Here is a 24158-nt window from a genome sequence, read left to right as displayed (position 1 = left end):
CGTCCCCCGGCTCAACCGCCCGTGGCGCGCAGCGGCGTCGCGGGCGGCAGCAGCTCCAGGACCGTCTCGGCGGCGCGCTCGGCGGCGCCGGTCTCGCCCAGCCGGCTGCGGACCTCCTCCAGCCCCTGGAGCATCTCCTCGCGCGGCGCGCCCGGCACCCAGAGCCGGCGGATCTCCGCCGCGATGCGCTCGGGGGTCATCTGCCCCTGGAGCAGCTCGGGCACGACGCGGCGTTCGGCCAGCAGGTTGACGAGCGCCACGTGGGCCACCTTCAACATCAGGCGGCCCACCAGGTAGGTGAGGAACGAGACGCGGTAGACCACCACCAGCGGCCGTTGCATCAGCCCCGCCTCCAGGGCCGCCGTGCCGGACGCCACGATGGCCGCGTCGCTGGCGCCCACCACCTCTGGCGCGCGTCCCTCCACCAGCACGGGCGTCACGCCACTGCCCGCGAAGCGCGAGAGGATCTCCTCACGGGCGATGGTGGGCGCCACGGGCACCACCACCTGGAGGCCAGGGCGCTCGTCCACCAGCCGCTTCGCCGCGCCCACCAGCGTGGGCAGGATGCGGCGGATCTCACTCATGCGGCTGCCGGGCAGCAGCGCCAGGGTGGGGGAGTCCGTGGGCAGGCCCAGCTTCTGGCGGAAGGTGGCGGCGCTGGCGGGCGCGGGGACCTGCTCCACCACGGGGCTGCCCACGTAGCGCGCGGCGACGCCCGCCTCCCGGTAGAAGGCCTCCTCGAAGGGGAGGATGCAGAGCATGCGGTCCACGAGCCGGGCGATCGTCTTCACCCGGCCCCGGCGCCACGCCCAGATCATCGGCGAGACGTAGTAGGCGATGGGCACGCCCAGCTTCTTGAGCCGCGCGGCGAGCCGCAGGTTGAAGTCGGGGATGTCCACGAGGATGGCGCACGCGGGACGCCGCGCCGCCGCGGCCCGGGACAAGCCGCCCATCACCTGGAGGATGCGCGGAATCTTGGGCAGCACCTCGGTGATGCCCATGACGTTGACCTCGTGGGCGCCATAGAGCAGCTCCACGCCCTGGGCGGCGAGCCGGGCGCCGCCCATGCCGAAGAACGTGAGATCCGGACGGCGGGCCTTGAGGGCCGCGACGAGCTCGGCGGCGTGCGCGTCACCGGAGGCTTCTCCGGCCACGACGAGAATCTGGGGAGCGGAAGACATGGCGCGCGCCATCCTATCCGCGCGGCTCGGGTGAGCCATGAAAGTCCGGAGGAAGTGGCCGAGCGGGCGGGCGCCCTTTCCGTTGATGGCGGAACGAGGAGGGAGAGGGCCGGAGGAAGGCCTGATGCGTGGGGACCGAGGGTGTAGAGTCGGGCTCCCGTGAAGACGCTTCTGCTGGTCGAGAGTCATCCCCCCACGCGCGAACACCTCACCGGCGTGCTGTCCCAGGCTGGCTACACGGTCCGAGCCGTGGGCGAGCCCGGCTCGGCCATGGAGCACTTCGTGGCGGACAGCCCGGGCCTGGTGGTGATGTCGGTGGACGTGCCGCGGTTGGATGGCGCGCACGTGGGCCACCTCATCCGCAACGACAGCCTCGGCGCGCGGGTGCCCATCGTGGCCATCGACAAGGGCCACCTGGGGCGGGCCCGCGGGGTCGCGGCCCTGATGGACCTCAAGGTCAACGCCTACGTGGCGGATCCGCTCAAGCCCGGCGAGCTCGTGGGCAAGCTGCAGTCGCTGGCGGAGGCCAGCGCGCGCGACACGGCACCGCTCAAGGGGCTGCTGGCCATGCTCGTGCGCCCCGCGGTGCTCAGCGGAGAGCTCAAGGGCTTTCCCCTGCCCACGCTGCTCGTGTCGCTCTACCGGTTGCGCCGCGATGGCGTGCTGGTGGTGGCGCACCGGGATCTCACCCGCCGGGTCTTCTTCGCGCAGGGCAGCGCGGTGAACTACGACTCCAACGCGCGGCAGGACGCGCTGCCGCACTACCTCTTGCAGCGCCAGGTGCTCTCCGAGGCCCAGGTCGAGCGGGTGGTCCAGGCGCTCGGCACGGGGCTGCGCATCGGCGCGGCGCTCAACGAGGCGGGCGTGGAGCTGGCCGGCGAGGAACTGCTCCACCTGCTGCGCGACTACACGATGGACCGCCTCGCCCAGGTCATCGGGATGCGCGAGGGCCGCTACGCCTTCTACCCGGGCGACGAGTTCCAGAGCGAGGTGGCCACGGTGGAGACGCCCGCGCTCGCGCCCATCCTGGATGGGGCCCGTCGGGCCATGCCGCTCAAGACGCTCGCCGCGCCCCTGCGCGCGCACCAGGGCGCGTTCCCCGTGCGCACGTCCGACTTCGGCAAGGATCTGGGCGCCCTGGGGCTCAACACGGAGGACCTGAAGATCGCCATGCAGATCAACGGGCGCATCGCGCTGCGGGATCTGCTCGCGCACGGACGCGGGGACTTGAGGCGGGGCTACTCGCTCATGTGGTTCCTGCGGTTGGTGGGCGACCTGGGCTTCTCGGCCACGCCGGTGGCGCAGGGGCCGGGCGAGGTGTCGGTGGTGCCGGACGTCATCGCCCCGCGCAAGCGCAAGGCCCTACCGCCGGAGACGGCCGCGAGCCTGCGCGAGGAGTCGGTGCGCATCATCACGGGCAGCTACTTCCGCTGCCTGGGCCTGGACATCACGGCCGAGGCGGAGGCGGTGGAGCGCGCCTACCAGGAGCTCGCCATGCGCTACCACCCGGACAGCTACGCCGAGTTCGACACCTCGGAGATGCAGGACCTGCTCGACTCGGTGCAGGAGAAGCTGTCGGCGGCCTACCGGGTGCTGGCGGTGGAGGAGAAGCGCAAGGCGTACCTGCAGTACCTCGTGTCGCGCGTGGACGTGGGGCGGGCCACCACGGTGAACGTGGACGCGGAGCTGATGCTCCGGCGCGGAGAGGCGGCGCTCAAGCGCAAGCAGTACCGCTCGGCCATCATCCACTTCGAGGAGGCGGTGGCGCTCAACCCCCAGGAGCCCGAGTACTACTCGTACCTGGCGTGGGTCACCTTCCTGGCGGGCGTGGGCCCCAAGGAGGACCGGGCGCGGGCGGCGCAGAAGGTGCTGCGCAAGGCGCTCGCGCTCAACCCCTACCTGGAGCGGGCGCTCATCATCTCCGCCATCATCGACAGCGAGATGGCGGACGCCTCGAGCGCGCGCAAGAAGCTGCTCAAGGTGCTCGAGCTCAACCCGAACTCCCAGCTCGCCAAGGCCGCGCTGCGCAAAGTGGGCCGGTGATGTTCCAGATCCTCAAACGCCTGCTGGGCTATGCCCGGCCGCACCTGGGGGTGCTGGGCGCGGCCTTCGGGTGCATGGCGCTGCTCGGCCTGGGCACGGGCGCCTACGCCTACCTGCTGGGACCCGCGCTGCGCTTCCTGCTGTCCGGCGGCGAGAGCGGTTTCGCCGGTGCGCAGCCCATCCCCTGGCTGTCGGGCGTCTCGCGCGAGACGGCGCTCTGGGGCTTCCCCGTGGTGGTGCTGCTCGTGGGCGGCGTCAAGGGCGTGGGCTACCTGGGCCAGTTCTACTTCATGGGGCTCTTCGCCCAGAAGACGGTGGCGGACCTGCGCCGCGACCTCTTCGTGCGCCTCACGGCGCTGTCGCCCGCGCAGCTCGGGCGCGAGCGCACGGGTGACCTGCTCAGCCGCTTCACCGCGGACGTGCAGGCGGTGGAGATGGCGGCCATGTACACGGTGGGCTCCTACCTGCGCGACTCGCTGCAGATCGTGGTGCTCGCCGGGGTGGCGCTGTCGCTCAGTCCGCTGCTGGGCGGCCTCATGCTGGCGGTGCTCCCCCTGGCGGCCTTGCCGGCCTCGCGGCTCACGCGCAAGGCGCTCAAGGGCACGCGGGAGGGACAGGTGCAGTTGGGCCACCTCGCGGGGCAGTTGCAGGAGGGCCTGGGCGGCCTGCGCACCATCCAGGCCTTCAACGGGCAGGAGGCGGAGCTGGCCCGCTTCGCCTCGCACGCGCGCGAGCACGAGGAGGCCCTGGTGCGGGCCGCGTGGGCGCGCGGGGGCGTGCCCGGGTTGATGGAGGTGCTGGCGGCGGCGGCGCTCGCGGGCTCGCTGGCGTACGCGGCGGCCACGAAGGCGATGGAGCCCGAGGCGCTCCTGTCCTTCCTGACCGCGCTGGTGCTCGTGTACCAGCCCGTCAAGGACCTGGGCCGGGTGACGCAGTTCGCGATGCAGGCGGGCGCGGCGGGGGAGCGGCTCTTCGCGCTGCTGGACCTGAAGCACCCGGTGGAGGACACGCCCGGGGCCGTGCCCGCGCCGGCGCTCGCACGGGAGCTGCGGTTGGAGGACGTGGTCTTCTCCTATGGAGAGCGGCGGGCCCTGGATGGACTGACCCTGTCCTTGCCCGCGGGCCAGGTGGTGGCGCTGGTGGGGCCCAGTGGGGGCGGCAAGAGCACGCTCACCCAGCTCCTGCTGCGCTTCGAGCGTCCGGACGCGGGCCGGCTGCTGCTCGATGGCGTGGACGCGGACCGCTACACGGCGGCCAGCGTGCGCGCGCGCTTCGCGCTGGTGACCCAGGAGCCGCTGCTGTTCTCGGGCAGCGTGCTGGAGAACCTGCGGCTCGCCCGGCCCGAGGCCTCGCTCGAGGAGGTGGAGGCGGCGGCGCGGGTGGCCCACGCGGACGGCTTCATCCGGGCGATGCCCGAGGGCTACGACACGCGCGTGGGCGAGCGGGGCGTGAAGCTGAGCGGGGGGCAGCGCCAGCGCCTGTGCATCGCGCGGGCGGTCCTGTCGCGCGCGCCCGTGCTGGTGCTGGACGAGGCCACGAGCAGCCTGGATCCGGAGAGCGAGCGGGAGGTGCAGGCGGCGCTCGCGCAGGTGCTGCCGGGGCGCACGGCGGTGGTGATCGCCCACCGGCTGTCGACGGTGGTGGACGCGGACCTCATCTGCGTGCTGGAGGCGGGCCGGGTCGTGGAGCAGGGGCGTCACGCGGACCTGCTCGCGCGCGGCGGACGGTACGCGGCGCTGTGGTCGCTCCAGGCGGGGGTCGAGCGGGGCGCGGCATGACGCTCTGGGGCGGGGTGGGCAAGGGGCTGCGGGCCCTGGTGGGGCTGGTGCTGATCCTGATCGGCTGGGCGGGCCTCTACACCCTGGCCGCGGTGTTCGTGGAGTACCCGGTGATCTCCGGGACGCCGCCGCCCGTGAGGACGCTGGGGCCTCGCGGCGCCTTCCACGTGCACACCACGCGCTCGGACGGGCGGGGCTCGGTGGAGGAGGTCGCCGCGGCGGCCAAGGCGGCGGGCCTGCGATTCGTGGTGCTCACGGATCACAACGACTTCGAGCCGCGCGAGCCCGTCTTCATCGACGGCGTGCTGATGGTGCCGGGGGTGGAGATCTCCACCGCGCATGGGCACCTCGTGGCCTTTGGCCTGCGGCGGCCGTTGGAGGGCGTGTCCAAGTGGATGGACGGAGACGACGCCGAGCGGGCGGTCCGGGCCGCGGGCGGCGTGAGCGTCCTGGCGCACCCCGTCCAGAAGCGCAACCCCTGGAGCCACCTGGAGGCCTCGTGGCGGGCCGATGGCTATGAGCTGTACTCCGCGGACACCTTCTTCCGGGACGCGCAGAGCCGTCCCTTCAGCCGGCTGTTGCCCGCGCTGGGGGCGCTCCTGGGCAACGCGGTGCACGGGGTGATGATGCTCGTGGAGCCCGGTCCCGAGCCCCTGGCGCGCCTGCTGGAGCTGGAGTTGACCAGGCCCCGGGTGGCGCTGTGCGCGCACGATGCGCACGGCCTGCCCCGCTACGAGGACGTGTTCCGGGCCATGGCCCTGTACCTGCCCGTCGCGGAGGGCGAGTCCGCCGAGGCCCTGCCCACGGACGCGCGGGAGGCCGCCGAGCGGGTGGTGCGGGGGCTCGCGGGCGGCGGCGCGGTGTGCGCGTTCCGGGCGCTGGGCGAGCCCGAGGGGTTCCGTCTGGAAGGCTTGCCGCCGGGGGAACGCGAGGCGCCGGTGGGCCAGGTGCTCACGGTGCGGCTGCCGCCGGGGAGCGACGAGCGGGTCCGGATCGAGGTGCGGGGCGCGGGTCGGCTGCTGCCGGATGGGCGCTCGGTGGAGCTGTTCGAGCCGGGAGGGGCGCAGGTGGAGGCGTGGGTGCGGGCGCCGGGAGGCTTCTTCGGCACGCGGTGGCGCCCCTGGATCGTCCCCAGTCCCATCCGGGTCGTGCTCCGGAGCGGGGATCGCTGAGATCTGCTAGAGGGACGCGGCCCGGGTCCCCATGCGCCTGCTCTACATCGTCGCCAGCTATCTGCTCTTCGCCGTGCTCTTCCCCGTGCTGTCGGTGCACCGCAAGACGCGCCACGGCCTGCGGCAGCGCCTGGGCTTCTTCGCGCCCGGGGAGCTGCCCGCCCGAGGGGACGGCCCGACCTTCTGGATGCACGGCGCGAGCGCGGGAGACCTGCTGGCGCTCTCCCCGATGTTCGCGCCGCTGCGCGCCCGCTTTCCGGGCTGCCGCATCGTGCTCTCCACGATGACGAACTCGGGGTACATGATGGGCCGCGACCGTCTGGCCCGGCAGGTGGACGCGGTGGTCTACGCGCCCTACGACCTGTGGGGCGCGACGCGGCGGGCGGTGCGGGCCATCCAGCCGGACGTGCTGGTGCTCGAGTACACGGAGATCTGGCCCAACCTCATCCGCGCGGCGAGCCGGGCGGGGGGCCGGGTGACGCTGACCAACGGCCGGTTCTCCCCGGGCAATCAGGGCCGCTACCGGCGCTTGTTCTCGCTCATCGGCAACCCCTTGAAGGATCTGTCGCTCTTCCTGATGCGGGGCGAGGACGAGGCGGAGCGGGTCCTGGCGCTGGGCGCTCCGGACGAGCGGGTGTTCGTGACGGGCAACACCAAGTTCGACGCGCTGGCGGTGGGGGAGCGCACCCCGGAGGACGAGTCGTTGCGCGCGGCCCTGGGCCTGAAGGACGGCGAGCGGGTGTGGATCGCCGGCAGCACGCACGAGGGCGAGGAGGAGCACCTGCTGGCGGTCTACCGGCGCCTGTTGGAGGCCCATCCGGAGCTGCGGTTGGTGATCGCCCCCCGGTACATCGATCGCGCGGGCCGCATCGTGGCGTTGGCCCGGGACGCGGGCCTGAGCGTGGGCCTGCGCTCCAAGGGCAACGAGGAGCGGGGACGCGTGGTGGTGTTGGACTCGATGGGTGAGCTGTCGAGGGCCTATGGCCTGGCGACCCTGGTGTTCGTGGGTGGCTCGTTCACCACGCGGGGCGGGCAGAACATCCTGGAGCCGGCGGGGCAGGGCAAGCCGGTGCTGTTCGGCCCGCACATGGAGAACTTCCAGGACAGCGTGCAGGTGCTGGTGGGCCGGGGCGGCATCCAGGTGAACGACGCGGAGCACCTGTACCGGGTGATGTCGGAGCTCCTGGCCAAGCCGGAGACGGTGGTGTCGCTGGGGGAGCTGGCGCGGATGACGGTGCGGCAGGTGTCCGGCGCGAGCCAGCGCAACGTGGAGCACATGGCGCGGGTGCTTGGCGCGTGAGGATCCTCCACCTGCTGGCGAGTCCCTTCTGGAGCGGCCCGGCGGAGAACGTGGCGCTGCTGGCCCTGGCGCAGCGCGAGGCGGGCCACGAGGTGACGGTCGCGGTGGACCGGCGGCGCACGCGCGTCTCGGCCGAGGAGCCCGTGGTGCCGCGGCTCGAGGCACTGGGACTCTTGGACGACGGAGGCCTGGAGCTGTCGGTGAAGTCGCCGCCGTGGCGGATGGCGCGGGACGTGTGGCGCCTGCGGGCGCGGCGCGTGGACGTGGTGCATGCGCACTTCACCCATGATCACCTGGTGGCGCGCTGGGGACGGCCGCGCGGCGCGGTGGTGGTTCGCTCGGTGCATGCGCCCCGCTCCCTGCGACCGTCGCTGCCACGGGCGGACGCGTACACGGTGCCCGCCTCGTCGGTCATCACCCGGTTGGTGGGGCGGCGGGTGCGGGTGCTGCCGCCATTGGTGGACGCGCGGTTCCGGCCCGCGGAGGACCGCGCGGCGCTGCGGCGGGAGCTGGGCCTCGAGGGCGAGCCGCTCATCGGCATGGTGTCCACGTTCCAGCCCTCCCGGCGCCATGAGCTGGGCGTGGAGGCCTTCGCGCGACTGCGGCGGGAGAAGCCGGAGGCGCGGCTGGTCCTGGTGGGAGATGGCGAATTGGTGGAGCCCGTGCGGGAGCGGGTGCGGGCCCTGGGGTTGGGCGAGCGGGTGACGTTCGCTGGCTACCAGCGCGAGGACGCGTTCGCCCGCTGGTTGAGGGTGCTGGACGAGGTGTGGATTCTGGGATTGGGCAACGACTGGAGCGCGCGGGCGGCGGCACAGGCCCGGGCGAGCGGGGTGCGGGTGGTGGCGGTGGAGGAGGGCAACCTGCCGGCGCTGGCGGATGCCTGGGTCGCGGAGCTGACGCCCGAGGCGGTGGTGGCGGCGTCGGACTCGGGCGCGCGGGTGCTGATCCGGCCTGCGGACAACGCGCGCATCGCGGCGGAGATCCTGGACCTGTACGCCCAGGCGAAGGCGGGCCCGTGACGGGGCCCACGGCGATCGAGCGGGTGTTCTACCCGGGAGCGCCGGAGACCTGGAGCCGCAGGGCCCTGCTCGCGCCGCTCGAGCTCGCGTCCTGGGCGTACGGCGCGGGGGTCCGGATGCGGGGCGCGCTCTACGACGCGGGGCTCATGCGCGCCGAGCGGGTGGAGGGGTTGCGGGTCATCTCGGTGGGCAACCTCAACGTGGGCGGGACGGGGAAGACACCCGCGGTGTTGTGCCTGGCGGAGTGGCTGCTGCGCGAGGGGCGGCGGGTGGGCATCCTGACGCGCGGCTATGGCCGGGCCACGACGCGGCCGGTGACGTTCGTGGGGGGCGGGCCCTTGCCCTCGGTGGGGGAGGCCGGGGACGAGCCCCTGTTGCTGGCGCGCCGGTGTCCGGGGGTGCGGCTGTTGGTGGGGGCGGACCGGCGGGCGCTGGCGCGTCGGGCGCGGGACGAGTTCGGGCTGGAGGTGGTGCTGTTGGACGACGGCTTCCAGCACCGGCGCCTGGCGCGTGACGAGGACGTGGTGGTGGTGGACGAGGCGGTGGGCTTCGGCAATGGCCGGATGCTGCCGCGGGGGCCGTTGCGCGAGCCCCTGTCGGGATTGAGCCGGGCCACGCTGCTCTGGGTGCGCACGGCGGCGGGAGGTGGGGAGGGGCGGCCGATTCCCTCGATGGCGCCGCGGGTCCGCACGCGGTATCGGCCCACGGCCTGGGTGGATCCCGGGGATGGTGTGCACCCTCCGGAGTCCTTGAGGGGACAGCCGGTGCTGGCGCTGGCGGGGTTGGCGCGGCCGGGGGGCTTCTTGCGGACCTTGGAGGAACTGGGCGTGGACGTGCGAGGCACGGCGTTCTTCCCGGACCATCACACCTTTGGCGCGAGGGAACTCCAGGAGGTGCGGAGCCGAGCGGTGGCCCTGGGGGCGCGGGTGGTGACGACGGAGAAGGACGCGGTGCGTCTGCCCGAGGGCTTCGAGGCCTGGAGGGTGCGCTTGGGGGTGGACGTGCTGGAGGGCGCGGAGCATCTGCGTCGGGCGCTGGGGCTCGGGTAGGCGACGGTTGGCTTGTCGCCGAGGGGCCGCCGTGGGACAACGCGCCGCCATGGCTGCCGTGTCGTCTTCTCGAGCGAATCCGTCCCTGGCCCAGCTTCCCCTGGCCTTCGCGCGCCGCAGGGTGCTGCTGGTGGGGGACCTGGTGGCGGACCATTACATCTATGGCCAGACGGACCGGGTGAGCCGCGAGGCGCCGGTGCTGATCGTCCGCCACGAGTCCTCCGAGGTGAAGCTGGGGGGAGGGGCGAACGTGGCGGCGAACGTGCGGGCGCTCTCGGGACAGGTGACGGTGGTGGGGCTGCTGGGCGCGGACGAGATGGGCCGGGCGCTGCGCGGCTTGTTCGACGAGGCGGGCGCGCGCTTGAGCGTGGTGAGTGCCCGGGGCGTGGAGACGGAGACGAAGACGCGCATCCTGGCGGGCGGGATGAGCACGACCCGGCAGCAGATGTTGAGACTGGACCGGGGTCAGCGAGGCGACTTGCCGCCGAAGCTGCGGCGCGCGCTGGTGAAGCGGGTGGAGGAAGCGGCGAGGGACGTGGACGCGGTGGTGGTGTCGGACTACGGCGCGGGGGTGGTGGGGGACGAGATGCGCGAGGCCTTGCGGCGACTGGCGGCGGAGGGCCTCCCGGTGTGCGTGGACAGCCGCTACAGCCTGGCGTCCTTCACGGGGCTGACGGTGTGCAAGCCGAACGAGCCGGAGCTGCAATCGCTGGTGGGTCGGCCGCTGCGCACGGAGGCCGAGCTGGTGGAGGCGGGGCACGAGGCGCGGCGGCGGCTGGAGTGCCGGGCCCTGCTGGTGACGCGGGGACGGCACGGCATGATGCTCTTCGACGAGAAGGGCGCGCTGGAGCGGTTGCCGGTCCACGGGGCGAAGGAGGCGGTGGACGTCACGGGCGCGGGGGACACGGTGATCGCGGCGTTCGCGCTGGGACTGGCGGCGGGAGGGGGCTACGGCGACGCGGCGCGGCTGGCGAACGTGGCGGGAGCGCTGGCGGTGCAGAAGTTGGGGACGGCGACGGTGGCGCGGGACGAGCTGCTGAACGAGCTGAAGGGGGCGCGGTGAGCACGGGGCACAAGGTGCAGCGGTTGGAGGAGATCGTCGCGCGGCGCGAGCAGTGGCGGGCCGAGGGGCGGACGGTGGCGCTGGCCAATGGAATCTTCGATCTGCTGCACGTGGGGCACGTGCGCTACCTGGAGGGGGCGCGGGAGCTGGCGGACCATCTGGTGGTGGCGGTGAACTCGGACGCCTCGACGCGGGCGTATAAAGGACCGGACCGTCCGCACATCCCCGAGGTCGAGCGGGCGGAGATGGTGGCGGCGCTGGCCTGCACGGACCTGGTGTTGGTGTTCGACGAGCCGAACGTGCGGGGCATCATCCGGGCGCTCAAGCCGGACGTGCACGTGAAGGGGACGGACTACACCCCCGAGAGCATCCCCGAGGCGGACGAGGTCCGCGCCTACGGCGGACGGGTGGCGGTGGCGGGAGATCCGAAGAACCACAGCACGACGGAGCTCGCGCGGCGGCTGCGGCGCGAGCGCGGCGAGACCGGCTAGGCGATGCCCGAGGCCGAAGCGTGGTGGACCACACTCGCATGTCCCGTGTGCGAGGGGCGCCTGAGCGCTCAGGCGCCGCATCCGGGACAGGAGCGCGGGCCGGGAACCTGGCTGGGCTGTGAGCGGTGTGGTCGCCGGTACCCCGTACGGGACGGGGTGCCACGGCTGCGTCCCGAGGATGCGAGCCCGCCGTCAGGCGTTTGAGGCGCGGAGCTGGAGTCCGTCGGCGAAAGCGCGGACTTCCTCGAAAACCCGCGCCTCGACATCGCCGCCGGCGTCGATCACGGGCGTGAGGTCGAGCATGCGATGGGGGGGGTAGTCATGTCCCCAGCGAGCCATGTCCATGCGCAGGAAGAGGGCCAGGGTGGGGGCGCCGACGGCCACGGACAGGTGCATGGGCCCGGTGTTGTTGCAGAGGGTGAGTCCGGCGTCGCGCATGAGGGCGGCGAGCTCGTCGATATTGGTGGGAGGCGCGAGCTGGGCGCCGGGCGCCGCGGCGACCACGCTCTTGGCGAGCTCCTCTTCGCCGGGACCCCAGGTGACGATGGGGGTGCGCCCCGAGGAGAGGAGGGCCCGGGCGGCGGCGGCGAACACCTCGGGAGGGATGCGGCGCCAACCGAGCCGGCCGCCCGGGTTGATCACCGCGCGAGGCGTCTGGGCGCCGGCCTCGAGCCAGGCGTGGAACTTCTCGCTGATGAGGGGACGGCGGAAGGACATCCGCGCGGGGCGGGAGGTGTCCACGAAAGGCGAGAGCAGGTGGACGCGCTGGAGGACTTCCTGGGGGGTATCGGTGCGTGCGGGCACGGACAGGGAGTGCAGCTTGTGAACGGGCCAGGTCCGGGGGCCCACGACGAGCGCTTGGGGTCCGATGAGCCGGGAGATGATGGCGGAGGTCACGGAGGGCGTGGCCCAGTTGGCGCAGTCGACGACAACATCATAGCGCTCACGCCGCAGGGCCCGGATACCGGGCGCGAGGGGACCGAGCCAGAGCAGACGCCGGTTGAAGGAGATGATGCGATCGGCCTCGGGGTGGCTGGCCAGGACCCGGGCGACCTTGGCGTGGGCGAGGACGTGCACCTCGGGAGGGCGGGAGGCGGCTCTCAGGACGGAGAGCAGGGGGGTCGTGAGAAGGGCTTCTCCCACCCGGTTGTCGATCCGGACGAGGAGGATGCGCCGGGGAAAGGGGAGGGGCGTTTCCGCCGTCCGTCGCCGCCCGGGTCTCCAGAGGAGGGCGGATGCCAGGAGGGCGAGCGCCAGCTTCGCCCCGTATTCGAGCCGCTTGAGCCAGACCATCGGGGGGCGGACCATACCAGAAAGGCCGCGCACGGGTGGCTTGACCTGATGACCGGAAGGGCCTAGCTAGCCGCCAATGTTGAAGAGCATGACCGGATTCGGGGCGGGACGTGCACGCGTCGGGGACGAAGAGTTCTCCGTCGAGGTGCGCTCGCTCAACCACAAGTTCTGTGAAGTGAAGGCGCGACTGCCGAGGGAACTGGCGGGGCTGGAAGCGGCGCTGCTGAAGCAGGTGAAGGATCGACTCGCCCGCGGGGCGGTGGAGGTCTTCATCAAGCGGCAGACGGCGACGGCGGCGGGAACGGTGCCCGTGGTGGATGTGGGCCTGGCGCGGGAGTACGCCCGGGCCATGCGGGAGGTGGGGGAGGCCCTGGGCATGATGGCCGAGGTCTCGTGGGCGCAGGTGGCCAATCAGCCAGGGGTGATGCGGCTCGAGGAGCGCGGCATGGACGTGGAGTCCGCGTCGAGTGCCGTGCCCACCGCGTTGGCTCAGGCGCTCGGAGCCCTGGAGCAGATGCGCCGGGTCGAGGGTGAGGCCATCCACGCGGACCTGGATGCGCGGTTGGGCCTCATCGAGAAGTGGAGTCGGGAGGTGGCGCAGCTGGCGCCCCGCTCGGTGGAGGACTACCGCCAGCGTCTGGCCGACCGGATCGCGGAGCTGTCCCGGGGCCTTCAGGTGGACGAGCAACGCCTGGCGCAGGAGGTGGCGGTGTTCGCGGAGCGCACCGACATCGCTGAGGAGATGACCCGGTTGGCGAGTCACCTGGAGCAGTTCCGCCAGCTCATGACCGCGGGAGAGCCCGCGGGTCGGCGCATGGACTTCCTGGTGCAGGAGATGCACCGGGAGGTGAACACCACGGGCTCGAAGAGCCAGCACGCGGAGATCTCCGCGCGAGTGGTGTCGATGAAGGTTGAAGTCGAGCGAATCCGCGAACAGGTGCAGAACGTCGAATGAACGAGTCCTCTCTCCTCCAACCCGGTCTCTTGCTTGTCCTCTCGGCTCCTTCGGGGACGGGAAAGACGACCTTGGCTCGGCGGCTGTTGGCTGAACTGCCCGACGCCATCTTCTCCATCAGTGTGACGACGCGGCAGCCCCGAGGCCGCGAGCAGAATGGGGTCGACTATCACTACGTGGACGTCGCTGCCTTCCAGGAGCGCATCGAGCGGGGTGAGTTCGTGGAGTGGGCCGAGGTTCACGGCCATTTCTACGGCAGTTCACAAGCGGTGGTGGACGAGGCGCGGACGAAGAAGGGGATCGCGATCTTCGACATCGATGTACAGGGTGGGCTAGCGATCAAGCGCAAGCATCCCGACACGGTGCGCGTGTTCGTGCTGCCTCCGTCATTGGAGGAACTGGAGCGGCGTCTCCGGGAGCGGGGGACCGACGCGGAGGACACGATTCGTCGACGGATGTTGGCGGCCCGCTCGGAGATCGAGCGAGGTGCGGCGTCGTACGACTACATCATCGTGAATGACGACTTCGACCGTGCTTACCGCGATTTGCGCTCCGTGGTTGTCGCGGAACTCTGCCGACGAGGTCGAGTGGACCTGTCCCGGCTCGGACTGGAGAAGGTCGGAGGCTGAGGGCGCTGTCTCTGGCGTGAACTCGCTGGAGACATCAGGTGCAGCACCAAAGGCGTCGGAGCGTGACGCTTGGGGATGAAACGGAAGCGGTCGCGAAAGCAAGCGGGAGGAAAAGAGCTTGCGCCGCCCGAACGCTTGGGAGATAAGGGTTGCCCTCCCGGCCGGGTGTTCGGCAGTCGACACTTCGGGAAGGGGGCGCTGCTAGTGGCAGGGCGAGTAGAAAACCGGGTGGATGTCGCCGAAACTGGCGGTTGACACTCGGGAGGGCGGCGGGCTAGAAGCCGCGCCCCACGGACGGGAAGGACGAAGTCGCACTGGCGACGGGGACCTCCGGACGAGCAGGACCCAGACGAAATAAGCAGTCAGCGAACGAAGTTGACTCGAAACGCGGTGGTGGTAGAAGCCGCCTCCCGCTGAACCGGAAGAAGTCGCGAAAGCGACAGTGCGCCGGGCAGCGAGAAGAAACGAGTCGACGAAGCGAGTTGACAGGGAAGGCGGAACGGCAGTAGGTTCCGCGCCCCTTCGGAAAGAAAGCCGCGAGAGCGGAGTTCGGAACGAAGCGAAGCGGTGAAGACGAAGTCGCAACGGCGACTTGACAGTCGAGCCGGTTCGGAAGTAAAGAAGGCAGCCCGCGCAGCACGGTGGGCGGCACCGACACGGTGAAGCCGACGGTAGCACAGCGCAGGGTCCGCGACAAGCGGTTCGGTCTTTGAAAACCAGATAGCAAGCCCAAAGAAGACAGATTGCGGAAACCGCAGTCAATTCTTGTAGTCCCGGGCACCTGAAGCGAGTCGGCGGGAGTCGATTGGCCGGGTGCCCGTAGAACAGCGAAGGTCAGGAAACCCCTTAGCCGGGACCTGGCTCAGCCGGTTCGACACTTCAAATTCAATTGGAGAGTTTGATCCTGGCTCAGAACGAACGCTGGCGGCGTGCCTAACACATGCAAGTCGAGCGCGAATGGAGCAATCCTAGTAGAGCGGCGCACGGGTGCGTAACACGTGGGTAATCTGCCCGGATGTCTGGGATAACCAGTCGAAAGATTGGCTAATACCGGATAAGCCCCCAGGAGCTTCGGCTCTCGAGGGAAAAGGTGGCCTCTGTATACAAGCTATCACATCTGGATGAGCCCGCGGCCCATCAGCTAGTTGGCGGGGTAATGGCCCACCAAGGCAACGACGGGTAGCTGGTCTGAGAGGACGATCAGCCACACTGGAACTGAGACACGGTCCAGACTCCTACGGGAGGCAGCAGTGGGGAATTTTGCGCAATGGGCGAAAGCCTGACGCAGCAACGCCGCGTGTGTGATGAAGGTCTTTGGATTGTAAAGCACTTTCGACCGGGACGAAAACCCCTTGGCTAACACTCAAGGGCTTGACGGTACCGGGAGAAGAAGCACCGGCTAACTCTGTGCCAGCAGCCGCGGTAATACAGAGGGTGCAAGCGTTGTTCGGAATTATTGGGCGTAAAGCGCGTGTAGGCGGCTTTGCAAGTCGGATGTGAAAGCCCTCGGCTCAACCGAGGAAGTGCGTTCGAAACTGCAGAGCTTGAGTGCCGGAGAGGGTGGCGGAATTCCCCAAGTAGAGGTGAAATTCGTAGATATGGGGAGGAACACCGGTGGCGAAGGCGGCCACCTGGACGGTGACTGACGCTGAGACGCGAAAGCGTGGGTAGCAAACAGGATTAGATACCCTGGTAGTCCACGCCGTAAACGATGAGAACTAGGTGTCGTGGGTGTTGACCCCCGCGGTGCCGTAGCTAACGCATTAAGTTCTCCGCCTGGGAAGTACGGTCGCAAGACTAAAACTCAAAGGAATTGACGGGGGCCCGCACAAGCGGTGGAGCATGTGGTTTAATTCGACGCAACGCGCAGAACCTTACCTGGTCTTGACATCCTCGGAATGCCTCAGAGATGAGGCGGTGCCCGCAAGGGAGCCGAGAGACAGGTGCTGCATGGCTGTCGTCAGCTCGTGTCGTGAGATGTTGGGTTAAGTCCCGCAACGAGCGCAACCCTCGCCTTTAGTTGCCACGCAAGTGGATCTCTAGAGGGACTGCCGGTGTTAAACCGGAGGAAGGTGGGGATGACGTCAAGTCCTCATGGCCTTTATGACCAGGGCTACACACGTGCTACAATGGCCGGTACAAAGCGTTGCCAACTCGCGAGAGGGAGCTAATCGCATAAAACCGGTCTCAGTTCAGATTGGAGTCTGCAACTCGACTCCATGAAGGCGGAATCGCTAGTAATCGCAGATCAGCACGCTGCGGTGAATACGTTCCCGGGCCTTGTACACACCGCCCGTCACACCATGGGAGTCGATTGCTCCAGAAGTCATCTCACCAAGAGGTGCCCAAGGAGTGGTCGGTAACTGGGGTGAAGTCGTAACAAGGTAGCCGTAGGGGAACCTGCGGCTGGATCACCTCCTTTCTAAGGAGACCGGGTACACGGTGAGCGCTTCGGCGCCACAGGGTGTACCAGCCACTTCGGTGGCCGAGGTCGACCAGGTCAACGTTTCTGCAATACTGTCGAGGGCTTGCTGTCTGGTTTTGAGAGGCCGAGCTGAGGCTCGGTTCTTTGAAAGAATTGGACGCTGTGAGGGAAATCCACTGGGCCTATAGCTCAGCTGGCTAGAGCGCGCGCCTGATAAGCGCGAGGTCGGTGGTTCAAGTCCACCTAGGCCCACCAGTCCCCCGAGAGGGGTTGCACTGGGAGACGCGAGGAAGGCCGGCAAGTGGATACCTACGACGAAGGTTTGGGGCTGTAGCTCAGTTGGGAGAGCGCTAGCTTTGCAAGCTAGAAGTCGTCGGTTCGATCCCGTCCAGCTCCACACGGTTGTCCGATGAAGAAACACGTCGGAAGCGTTCTTTGACAAGTGCATACGAAGGGTAGAAATCAATTTCTGCTGAGAAGTTCAGCATGAAGTGGAAGGCCGTCGACTGCGAGAGCAGTGGGTGGGCCGGAAGCTCATGCACTCAAGCAAGTGTAAGTTTTCCGGGTCCGCGACGAAGAGTCGGGGCCTGGGACCTGGACTCGAGTTGTTGGGTGCCGCCGGGAGGCGGGCTTTTGAGGGATTCAGGTAAGTAAGCTACTAAGGGCGTGCGGTGGATGCCTAGGTGCCAAGAGGCGATGAAGGACGTGGGTGGCTGCGAAAAGCTCCGGGGAGTTGCCAACCGAACGTTGAGCCGGAGATGTCCGAATGGGGAAACCCAGCGAGGTGAAAGCCTCGTTACCTCGGCCTGAATACATAGGGCCGAAGGAGCGAACCAGGGGAAGTGAAACATCTCAGTACCCTGAGGAGAAGAAAACAACGAGTGATTCCCAGAGTAGCGGCGAGCGAAATGGGAGGAGCCTAAACCGGTGTCACGCAAGTGGCATCGGGGTTGCGGGTCCGCGGTAGGACCTTTGTCTGTTAGCGGAATCACCTGGAAAGGTGAACCAGAGAGCGTGAGAGTCGCGTACGCGAAAACGGACGGAGGCTGAGCGGGTTACCCAAGTAGGGCGGGACACGTGCAATCCTGCCTGAATCTGCCGGGACCATCCGGTAAGGCTAAATACTCCTTGGCGACCGATAGTGAACTAGTACCGCGAGGGAAAGGTGAAAAGAACCCCGGTGAGGGGAATGAAAAGAACCTGAAACCGCATGTCTACAAGCAGTCCGAGCACTACGGGGCAACCCAGTGCGAGGGCGTACCTTTTGCATCATGATTCGGCGACTTAATGTACGTAGCGAGGCTAAGCCGATAGGTGGAGCCGGAGCGAAAGCGAGTCCGAAACGGGCGACAGAGTTGCGTGCATTATAACCCGAAGCGGGGTGATCTACACATGGCCAGGTTGAAGTGAGGGTAACACCTCATGGAGGACCGAACTCATGAAAGTTGAAAATTTCTGGGATGAGCTGTGTGTAGGGGTGAAAGGCCAATCAAACTCCGTGATAGCTGGTTCTCCCCGAAAGATATTTAGGTATCGTCTCGAGGAATTCAATACTGGAGGTAGAGCACTGGAACGGCTAGGGGTCTCACCAGATTACCAAACCGTACCAAACTCCGAATGCCAGTACTTGTTATCTCGGGAAGCAGTCAGTGGGTGATAACGTCCATTGGCAAGAGGGGAATAACCCAGACCGACAGCTAAGGCCCCCAAGTCTAGTCTAAGTGAACACTAGAAAGGATGTGGCAGGTCATTGACAACCAGGAGGTTGGCTTAGAAGCAGCCATCCTTTAAAGAAAGCGTAATAGCTCACTGGTCGAGACAGGCCGCGCCGAAAATGTAACGGGGCTCAAGACTAGCGCCGAAGCTTCGGATTGCATGCGTCAGGCGCATGCAGTGGTAGGGGAGCGTTGCAACAGCGGAGAAGCTAGACCGTAAGGGCTGGTGGAGCGGTTGCGAGTGCTGATGCCGAAATGAGTAGCGATAAAGGGGGTGGGAAACCCCCTCGCCGTAAACCCAAGGTTTCCTGGGTCAAGTTAATCTTCCCAGGGTTAGCCGGGACCTAAGCCGAGGCCGAAAGGCGTAGGTGATGGCAAGCAGGTTAATATTCCTGCGCCATCTTGTAGACGTTGAACCGAGGAAGGACGGAGAAAGCTAGGCGAGCTGACCGGTGGTTGTGTCAGTCCAAAGGCGTAGGGGTGTCGCGTACGAATAAAGGCGCGGCAGCTATCCCCGAGACCCCATGGCCCCCCTCACGGGGCAAGTCGCTGATGCTCGGCTTCCAAGAAAAGTTCCGCGGGGAGTCTACAGGGTGTCCGTACCGCAAACCGACACAGGTGGGTGAGGAGAAAATCCTAAGGCGCTTGAGAGAACTCTCCTCCAAGGAACTAGGCAAATTTCCACCGTAACTTCGGAAGAAGGTGGGCCCCTGGTAGGTGTAGGCGTACAGCCGAAGCCCAGAGGGGTTGCAGAGAAATGGCGGTAGCGACTGTTTACCAAAAACACAGGACTCTGCGAAGGCAAGAAGCCGACGTATAGGGTCTGACTCCTGCCCGGTGCTGGAAGGTTAAGGGGATTCGTCAGCCGCAAGGTGAAGCGATGATCCGAAGCCCCAGTAAACGGCGGCCGTAACTATAACGGTCCTAAGGTAGCGAAATTCCTTGTCGGGTAAGTTCCGACCTGCACGAATGGAGTAACGACTTCCGCGCTGTCTCGGAGAGGGACTCAGCGAAATTGAAATAGCTGTGCCGATGCAGTTTACCCGCAGCAAGACGGAAAGACCCCGTGAACCTTTACTACAACTTGACAGTGACACTAGGGTTCGACTGTGTAGGATAGGTGGGAGCCTTTGAAGCCGGGCCGCTAGGTTCGGTGGAGGCAACGGTGAAATACCACCCTGTCGGATTCTGGTGTCTAACCATGCTCCCTCATCGGGAGTTGGAACACTGTCTGGTGGGTAGTTTGACTGGGGCGGTCGCCTCCCAAAACGTAACGGAGGCGCGCGATGGTTCCCTCAGCCCGATTGGAAACCGGGCGGCGAGTGCAATGGCATAAGGGAGCTTGACTGCGAGACGGACACGTCGAGCAGGTGCGAAAGCAGGTCATAGTGATCCGGTGGTCCTGAATGGAAGGGCCATCGCTCAACGGATAAAAGGTACTCCGGGGATAACAGGCTTATCTCCCCCAAGAGTTCACATCGACGGGGAGGTTTGGCACCTCGATGTCGGCTCATCGCATCCTGGGGCTGGAGCAGGTCCCAAGGGTTTGGCTGTTCGCCAATTAAAGCGGTACGCGAGCTGGGTTCAAAACGTCGTGAGACAGTTTGGTCCCTATCTGCTGTGGGCGTAGGATACTTGAGAGGCTCTGACCTTAGTACGAGAGGACCGGGTTGGAGACACCGCTGGTGTACCAGTTGTCTCGCCAGAGGCATCGCTGGGTAGCCATGTGTCGATTGGATAACCGCTGAAAGCATCTAAGCGGGAAACCGACCTCAAGAACAGGTATCCCGGGCGCAAGCCCCAGAAGACCCGTCGAAGACGACGACGTTGATAGGCCGGGTGTGTAAGCGTGGTAACACGTTGAGCTAACCGGTACTAATTGGTCGAGAGGCTTACTTTACCTCAATCTCTCAGGAGCCCCCGGTAACCGGGAGGTGTCCGACGAGTCGAGGCCAGGTTCGAGGCCCCGAGCAGCTCCCGAGAGGGAAGCGCCGGGCCCGGAAAGCGGCACTTGCGAACTTCGCAGCCGGAAGTTGATTTCCCTACCCTTCGTATGGACTTGAGACGTACACCAGTTTTCCGGTGGCAATGTCGGAGGGGTCCCACCCGTTCCCATCCCGAACACGGAAGTTAAGCCCTCCAGAGCCGATGGTACTCCGCGGGAAACCGCGCGGGAGAGTAGGTCGCTGCCGGATTTTTTTCTCTTGAAGGCCCCGAGCCTCCACTTCACCGTGGACGCTCGGGGCCTTCTCCTTTTGACCGTTGGCACGACGCATGTGTTGGTCAGTCGGCCATCGCAGGATCGGCAGTAGAACTCAAAGGCAAGTGCTGGTAGAGAGCGCCCTCGGTTCTCGAGAAGCGTGGGTTTCGAACATGCTCCTCAAGAAAAGTAGTGCGAGTCGCTAGCTCAGTTGGTAGAGCACCGGCCTTTTAAGCCGAGGGTCGGGGGTTCGAGCCCCCCGCGACTCACAGTTGTCCCCGTCGTCTAGAGGCCCAGGACGCTGGCCTTTCAAGCCGGTAACACGGGTTCGAATCCCGTCGGGGACATGAAGGTCGAAGCCGGAGACGCCTGGTCACCCAGGTGTCTCCGGCTTCGATTTTTTCCGACCCAAGGAGCTCGGCAAGGGGATTCTCGGACACATGCGTCACGACAAGCCCTCCAACCCCATGGATGCGGACACGGACGCGACCGTGGCTGCGGATGACGAGGAACTGGAGCCGGCCTCCAGTCCGCGCCGCTATCTCACGCGAGTTGGGGCCGAACGCATGCATAGGGAGTTGTTGCTTCTTCTGAACGAAGAAAGACCCAAGGTGACTGCGGAAGTGTCCGCCGCAGCGGCCCAGGGAGATCGTTCGGAGAATGCCGAGTACATCTACGGAAAGAAACGTCTGCGGGAGATCGACCGACGCTTGCGCTTTCTGCAGAAGCGCCTGGACACCGCGACCATCGTCGCGCCTTCAGAGCAGACGGACTCCTCTCGGATCTTCTTCGGCGCGACCGTGACGCTCGAGGATGAGGACGGGGGCATCGTGCGCTATCAGATCGTGGGTTCGGATGAGATCGACGCCTCCGGGGGGCGGATCAGCATTGAGTCGCCCCTGGCGCGCGCGTTGTTGCGCAAGCAGGTGGGTGATTCGGTCGAGGTGATTCGCCCGCGGGGTGAAGCCGAGTACACGGTCGTGCTCATCCAGTACCTCTGAGCCACGACCGGCCCCTCCCGTCGTCCTTCATCGAACAGCGAGAAGCACCCATTGGGGAGTTCGTCTCCTTGTCCAGTGCGCCCCGGATCCATGCGGCTGGCGACTCCCGTCGCTATCGACCTCTAACCCCTGCCGTAGATGCGCGAAATGCGATCCGCGGACTTCCTGCCGAGAAGGTGCGCCCTATATTCGAACTCGTGGCCCACCCGGGTTCACTTCGCAGCCGAAGTCCCGTCGCACGGTCGATTCATGCGGTCGCACCCACTTCGAGGTCGCGCTCCACACGATGCGAAAGAACTTCATCCTCGACACCAACGTTCTCCTCCATGACCCGCGCTCCATCTACGGGTTTCGAGAACACAACGTCATCATTCCCATCTACGTCATCGAGGAGATCGATCAGTTCAAACGCGATCTCTCCGAACTCGGGCGCAACGCGAGATTGGTGGCGCGCTACCTCGACGCTTTCCGGGAAGAGGGTTCATTGAAGGAGGGAGTTCGCCTGCCACATGGCGGCATCCTTCGGGTGTGCTTCACCGAACGGTCTGCGCTGCCGTCCATGGCGGACAGCAACTTGATGGACAACCGCATCCTGTCGGTGGCCATCGACTTGATGGAGCGTGAGCCCCAATCGCCCGCCGTTTTCATCACCAAGGATACCAACCTGCGTATCCGCGCGGACGCGCTGGGCCTCATCGCCGAGGACTATGACGCCGAGCGTGTCGAGATCACCGAGTTGTACACCGGCTTCACCGAGCGTCTCGTTTCCCGGGAACTCGTGGACCAGATGTACAAGCCCGGCGCCGAGGTGGAGCTCTCCGATCAAGAGTCCCTGGCTCCCCATCAGTTCATCCTGCTCAAGGACGAGACGAATCCCTCCCATGCCGCCATGGGGCGATTCAACGCCGCCCGTGGGCGTGTGGTCCCGCTTCATCGGGGTATCAAGGAAGGCACCTGGGGCGTCCGTCCTCGGAACATGGAGCAGAGCTTCGCGCTGGACCTGCTCGTGAATGACGAGATCAAACTCGTCACCATCGTGGGCAAGGCCGGAACGGGCAAAACCCTCCTGGCCATCGCCGCAGGGCTCCACAAGGTGACCGAAGAAGCCATCTACCAGAAGCTGCTCGTCAGCCGACCCGTGTTTCCCCTCGGCCGGGACATCGGCTATCTGCCCGGCACGCTCGAAGAGAAGATGAACCCCTGGATGCAGCCGATCTTCGACAACGTGGAGTTCCTCATGAACCTCAGTCGCGCCGACAAGAAGGCCGGCCGCGGCTACCACGAACTCGTCGACCTGGGTCTGATGGAGATCGAGGCCCTTACCTACATCCGGGGACGCAGTATCCCCAATCAGTACATCATCATCGACGAGGCCCAGAACCTCACGCCCCACGAGGTCAAAACCATCATCACGCGCGTGGGCGACAACACGAAAATCATTCTCACCGGCGACCCCTTCCAGATAGACAACCCCTATGTGGACGCCACCAGCAACGGGCTCGTCCACACGGTGAACCGCTTCAAGAACGAGAAGATCGCGGGGCACATCACCATGGCCAAGGGAGAGCGCAGTGCCCTGGCCGAGCTCGCCGCCAATCTGCTCTAGCGCACCGCGCCATCCAAGGGGACCGTCATGACGGGAAACGGCCAGGGAGAGGGTCCTGCTCAAAAAGCCGCCGAGCAGGACAAGAAGCCACTCATCGAGTACCCCACGGTCTACACCTTCAAGGTGATGGGACGGCAGGCTCCCGACTTCATGGATTACGTCCGGAACCTGTTCCGAGGACTCATGGGCACGGAGATCTCCCCGGACTCCATCCAGGAGCAACCCAGCAGCAAGGGGACCTACGTGTCCTTGACCGTCGCCGTCTACCTCTTGTCCGAAGAACATCGCCGCTCCATCTACGAGCGGCTCCGGCAAGAGCCTCGGATCGTCTACTACCTTTGAGGATGGGCTCCGCCTCCGGGCATTTGCTTGGAGGGCAGGGGAATTGGCGATTGCGGCCCACCGGTGTACAAGGGGCGTGTCATGAGCCCGGCCGAGCCCTTTCCGCTCTACTTCCCTGGTGACGCTCGGCGTCCTTTCGGCTCCGAAGCCGCGACCCGGCGCTTCGCTCGCGTCGCTCAGTTGGAGGAAGGCGGACGCGTCCTCGACCTTGGATGCGGACCCTCCGAGATGGGCGGCGTGGTGCTCGCCCAGGAGTTTGGCTGCTCGGTCGTGGTCGCGGACTCCGATGAGTCGGTGTTGTCCCTGCTGCGTGCCCGTGTTCGTTCTCTCGGCCTGGACGGCCGGGTCGAGGTCCGCCGCGTGGACCTGAGCCGCCCCGCGTTCCGTGAAGGCGAGTTCGACGCCATCCTGTGCCAGGGCCGGGTCCTGATGTCCTTGCCCGACGCGCTGAGCACCCTGCGACCCCTGCTGTCCCGTCACGGACGGCTGGGCGTGACCTATCCGGTTCGCGTGGGCCGGGTGACGCCTCGCGCGGTCCTCGAGTTCTGGGAACGGCGTCTGGGCGCGCCCTTGCTCCTGCCCCGGGAACTGCTCCTGCACCTGTCCCAGGCGGGCTTCGAGCCCGAAGCGGTCGAGTCGCTCCAGGACGCCGAGTTGGATGCGCTCTACCGGGAGCTCGAGCCGCACCTGCTCCAGGTTCCCGCCGAGCTCGCGACCTGGCTGCGTGAGGAAATGGCGCTCCACCGGGAGAGTGGCAAGGCGACCGCCAGCTACGCCTTCGCCGTGGGCCGCCGCCGGGAACCGGGAGAGAAGCCTCCTCCCGCCCGCAACCGCGGCTAGCCCAGGCCCGTTCGCGTCCGCCTCGCGCGCCGGGGCGTCGCCGCGAGGCCACGGCC

At 67.0% G+C, this 24158-nt stretch carries 17 protein-coding genes, 4 tRNA genes and 3 rRNA genes; 22 read left to right on the top strand and 2 right to left on the bottom strand.

The features are described from left to right. Positions 1-11: 11 nt before the first annotated feature. Positions 12-1181: a lipid-A-disaccharide synthase gene (lpxB, locus tag I3V78_RS28745; protein ID WP_204492182.1), complete on the bottom strand. Its 1170-nt coding sequence runs from the start codon at positions 1179-1181 to the stop codon at positions 12-14. A gap of 159 nt (positions 1182-1340) precedes the next feature. On the opposite strand from lpxB, the gene I3V78_RS28740 reads away from it, so the two are divergent. The 9 genes from I3V78_RS28740 to I3V78_RS40370 are packed head-to-tail and all read left to right on the top strand — an operon-like array spanning position 1341 to position 11300. Continuing rightward, positions 1341-3224: a DUF4388 domain-containing protein gene (locus tag I3V78_RS28740; protein WP_204492180.1), complete on the top strand. Its 1884-nt coding sequence runs from the start codon at positions 1341-1343 to the stop codon at positions 3222-3224. Next, a complete protein-coding gene (locus I3V78_RS28735; protein WP_204492178.1) occupies positions 3224-5002 on the top strand; it encodes an ABC transporter ATP-binding protein in 1779 nt (592 codons plus the stop codon). The genes I3V78_RS28740 and I3V78_RS28735 overlap by 1 nt, the downstream gene beginning before the upstream one ends. Beyond that, the gene (locus tag I3V78_RS28730) at positions 4999-6174 is read left to right on the top strand and encodes a PHP domain-containing protein (RefSeq protein ID WP_204492175.1); all 1176 of its coding nucleotides are present in this window, start codon (positions 4999-5001) and stop codon (positions 6172-6174) included. The genes I3V78_RS28735 and I3V78_RS28730 overlap by 4 nt, the downstream gene beginning before the upstream one ends. A 31-nt stretch (positions 6175-6205) precedes the next feature. Beyond that, positions 6206-7474: a 3-deoxy-D-manno-octulosonic acid transferase gene (locus I3V78_RS28725; RefSeq protein WP_204492173.1), complete on the top strand. Its 1269-nt coding sequence runs from the start codon at positions 6206-6208 to the stop codon at positions 7472-7474. After that, entirely contained in the window at positions 7471-8493 is a 1023-nt protein-coding gene (locus I3V78_RS28720; protein ID WP_204492171.1) for a glycosyltransferase, read from the top strand. The genes I3V78_RS28725 and I3V78_RS28720 overlap by 4 nt, the downstream gene beginning before the upstream one ends. Then, the gene (lpxK, locus tag I3V78_RS28715; RefSeq protein ID WP_338023775.1) at positions 8490-9542 is read left to right on the top strand and encodes a tetraacyldisaccharide 4'-kinase; all 1053 of its coding nucleotides are present in this window, start codon (positions 8490-8492) and stop codon (positions 9540-9542) included. Before I3V78_RS28720 ends, lpxK begins: the two co-directional genes overlap by 4 nt. 49 nt (positions 9543-9591) lie before the next feature. Further along, on the top strand, positions 9592-10605 hold the full coding sequence (locus tag I3V78_RS28710) for a bifunctional heptose 7-phosphate kinase/heptose 1-phosphate adenyltransferase (RefSeq protein ID WP_204492169.1): 1014 nt from the start codon (positions 9592-9594) through the stop codon (positions 10603-10605). Then, positions 10602-11096, top strand: a complete 495-nt coding sequence (locus I3V78_RS28705; RefSeq protein WP_204492166.1) for an adenylyltransferase/cytidyltransferase family protein — start codon at positions 10602-10604, stop codon at positions 11094-11096. The genes I3V78_RS28710 and I3V78_RS28705 overlap by 4 nt, the downstream gene beginning before the upstream one ends. 3 nt (positions 11097-11099) lie before the next feature. Next, positions 11100-11300 (top strand): Trm112 family protein, encoded by a 201-nt coding sequence (locus tag I3V78_RS40370; RefSeq protein ID WP_420840432.1) that lies wholly within the window; start codon positions 11100-11102, stop codon positions 11298-11300. On the opposite strand, the gene I3V78_RS28700 is transcribed toward I3V78_RS40370, so the two are convergent. Then, positions 11289-12389, bottom strand: coding sequence for a glycosyltransferase family 9 protein (locus tag I3V78_RS28700; protein ID WP_204492164.1), 1101 nt, complete (start codon positions 12387-12389; stop codon positions 11289-11291). The genes I3V78_RS40370 and I3V78_RS28700 overlap by 12 nt on opposite strands. 76 nt (positions 12390-12465) lie before the next feature. Here I3V78_RS28700 and I3V78_RS28695 point away from each other — a divergent pair, with 76 nt between their 5' ends. The 13 genes from I3V78_RS28695 to I3V78_RS28635 all read left to right on the top strand — a co-directional run bounded on the left by I3V78_RS28695 (position 12466) and on the right by I3V78_RS28635 (position 24102). Beyond that, positions 12466-13344: a YicC/YloC family endoribonuclease gene (locus tag I3V78_RS28695; protein WP_204492161.1), complete on the top strand. Its 879-nt coding sequence runs from the start codon at positions 12466-12468 to the stop codon at positions 13342-13344. Next, positions 13341-13973, top strand: coding sequence for a guanylate kinase (gene gmk / locus I3V78_RS28690; protein WP_204492159.1), 633 nt, complete (start codon positions 13341-13343; stop codon positions 13971-13973). The genes I3V78_RS28695 and gmk overlap by 4 nt, the downstream gene beginning before the upstream one ends. An 886-nt stretch (positions 13974-14859) precedes the next feature. Further along, positions 14860-16395 (top strand): 16S ribosomal RNA (locus tag I3V78_RS28685). 181 nt (positions 16396-16576) lie between these two features. Then, positions 16577-16653 (top strand) — tRNA-Ile (locus I3V78_RS28680). A 69-nt stretch (positions 16654-16722) separates the two neighbouring features. Then, positions 16723-16795 (top strand) — tRNA-Ala (locus I3V78_RS28675). 251 nt (positions 16796-17046) lie between these two features. Then, positions 17047-20013 (top strand): 23S ribosomal RNA (locus I3V78_RS28670). A 178-nt stretch (positions 20014-20191) separates the two neighbouring features. Then, positions 20192-20308 (top strand): 5S ribosomal RNA (rrf, locus tag I3V78_RS28665). The 16S, 23S and 5S rRNA genes sit together here with 4 tRNA genes alongside, the layout of an rRNA operon. Positions 20309-20509: 201 nt before the next feature. After that, positions 20510-20582: transfer RNA gene (locus I3V78_RS28660), tRNA-Lys, on the top strand. Positions 20583-20587: 5 nt separating this feature from the next. Further along, a tRNA-Glu gene (locus I3V78_RS28655) sits at positions 20588-20660 on the top strand. 93 nt (positions 20661-20753) lie between these two features. Next, complete coding sequence (greB, locus tag I3V78_RS28650; RefSeq protein WP_204492157.1) at positions 20754-21314, top strand: transcription elongation factor GreB; 561 nt, start codon at positions 20754-20756, stop codon at positions 21312-21314. A 286-nt stretch (positions 21315-21600) separates the two neighbouring features. After that, entirely contained in the window at positions 21601-22920 is a 1320-nt protein-coding gene (locus I3V78_RS28645; protein ID WP_204492155.1) for a PhoH family protein, read from the top strand. Positions 22921-22947: 27 nt separating this feature from the next. Further along, entirely contained in the window at positions 22948-23262 is a 315-nt protein-coding gene (locus I3V78_RS28640) for an HP0495 family protein (protein ID WP_204492153.1), read from the top strand. Between the two features lie 81 nt (positions 23263-23343). Further along, on the top strand, positions 23344-24102 hold the full coding sequence (locus I3V78_RS28635; protein WP_204492151.1) for an SAM-dependent methyltransferase: 759 nt from the start codon (positions 23344-23346) through the stop codon (positions 24100-24102). The last annotated feature ends 56 nt before the right edge of the window (positions 24103-24158 follow it).

The sequence above is a fragment of the Archangium primigenium genome (genome assembly GCF_016904885.1).
In the GTDB taxonomy this organism is placed as follows: domain Bacteria; phylum Myxococcota; class Myxococcia; order Myxococcales; family Myxococcaceae; genus Cystobacter; species Cystobacter primigenius.
The sequence above is the reverse complement of the archived record's forward strand: the minus strand, read 5'-3'. Positions and strand labels throughout refer to the sequence as shown.

Coding starts and splice junctions, on each gene's coding strand:
- lpxB (WP_204492182.1), bottom strand. CDS start 1,181: ATGTCTTCCGCTCCCCAGATTCTCGTCGTGGCCGGAGAAGCCTCCGGT.
- I3V78_RS28735 (WP_204492178.1), top strand. CDS start 3,224: ATGTTCCAGATCCTCAAACGCCTGCTGGGCTATGCCCGGCCGCACCTG.
- I3V78_RS28730 (WP_204492175.1), top strand. CDS start 4,999: ATGACGCTCTGGGGCGGGGTGGGCAAGGGGCTGCGGGCCCTGGTGGGG.
- I3V78_RS28725 (WP_204492173.1), top strand. CDS start 6,206: ATGCGCCTGCTCTACATCGTCGCCAGCTATCTGCTCTTCGCCGTGCTC.
- I3V78_RS28710 (WP_204492169.1), top strand. CDS start 9,592: ATGGCTGCCGTGTCGTCTTCTCGAGCGAATCCGTCCCTGGCCCAGCTT.
- I3V78_RS40370 (WP_420840432.1), top strand. CDS start 11,100: ATGCCCGAGGCCGAAGCGTGGTGGACCACACTCGCATGTCCCGTGTGC.
- I3V78_RS28700 (WP_204492164.1), bottom strand. CDS start 12,389: ATGGTCTGGCTCAAGCGGCTCGAATACGGGGCGAAGCTGGCGCTCGCC.
- I3V78_RS28695 (WP_204492161.1), top strand. CDS start 12,466: ATGTTGAAGAGCATGACCGGATTCGGGGCGGGACGTGCACGCGTCGGG.
- gmk (WP_204492159.1), top strand. CDS start 13,341: ATGAACGAGTCCTCTCTCCTCCAACCCGGTCTCTTGCTTGTCCTCTCG.
- greB (WP_204492157.1), top strand. CDS start 20,754: ATGCGTCACGACAAGCCCTCCAACCCCATGGATGCGGACACGGACGCG.
- I3V78_RS28645 (WP_204492155.1), top strand. CDS start 21,601: ATGCGAAAGAACTTCATCCTCGACACCAACGTTCTCCTCCATGACCCG.
- I3V78_RS28640 (WP_204492153.1), top strand. CDS start 22,948: ATGACGGGAAACGGCCAGGGAGAGGGTCCTGCTCAAAAAGCCGCCGAG.
- I3V78_RS28635 (WP_204492151.1), top strand. CDS start 23,344: ATGAGCCCGGCCGAGCCCTTTCCGCTCTACTTCCCTGGTGACGCTCGG.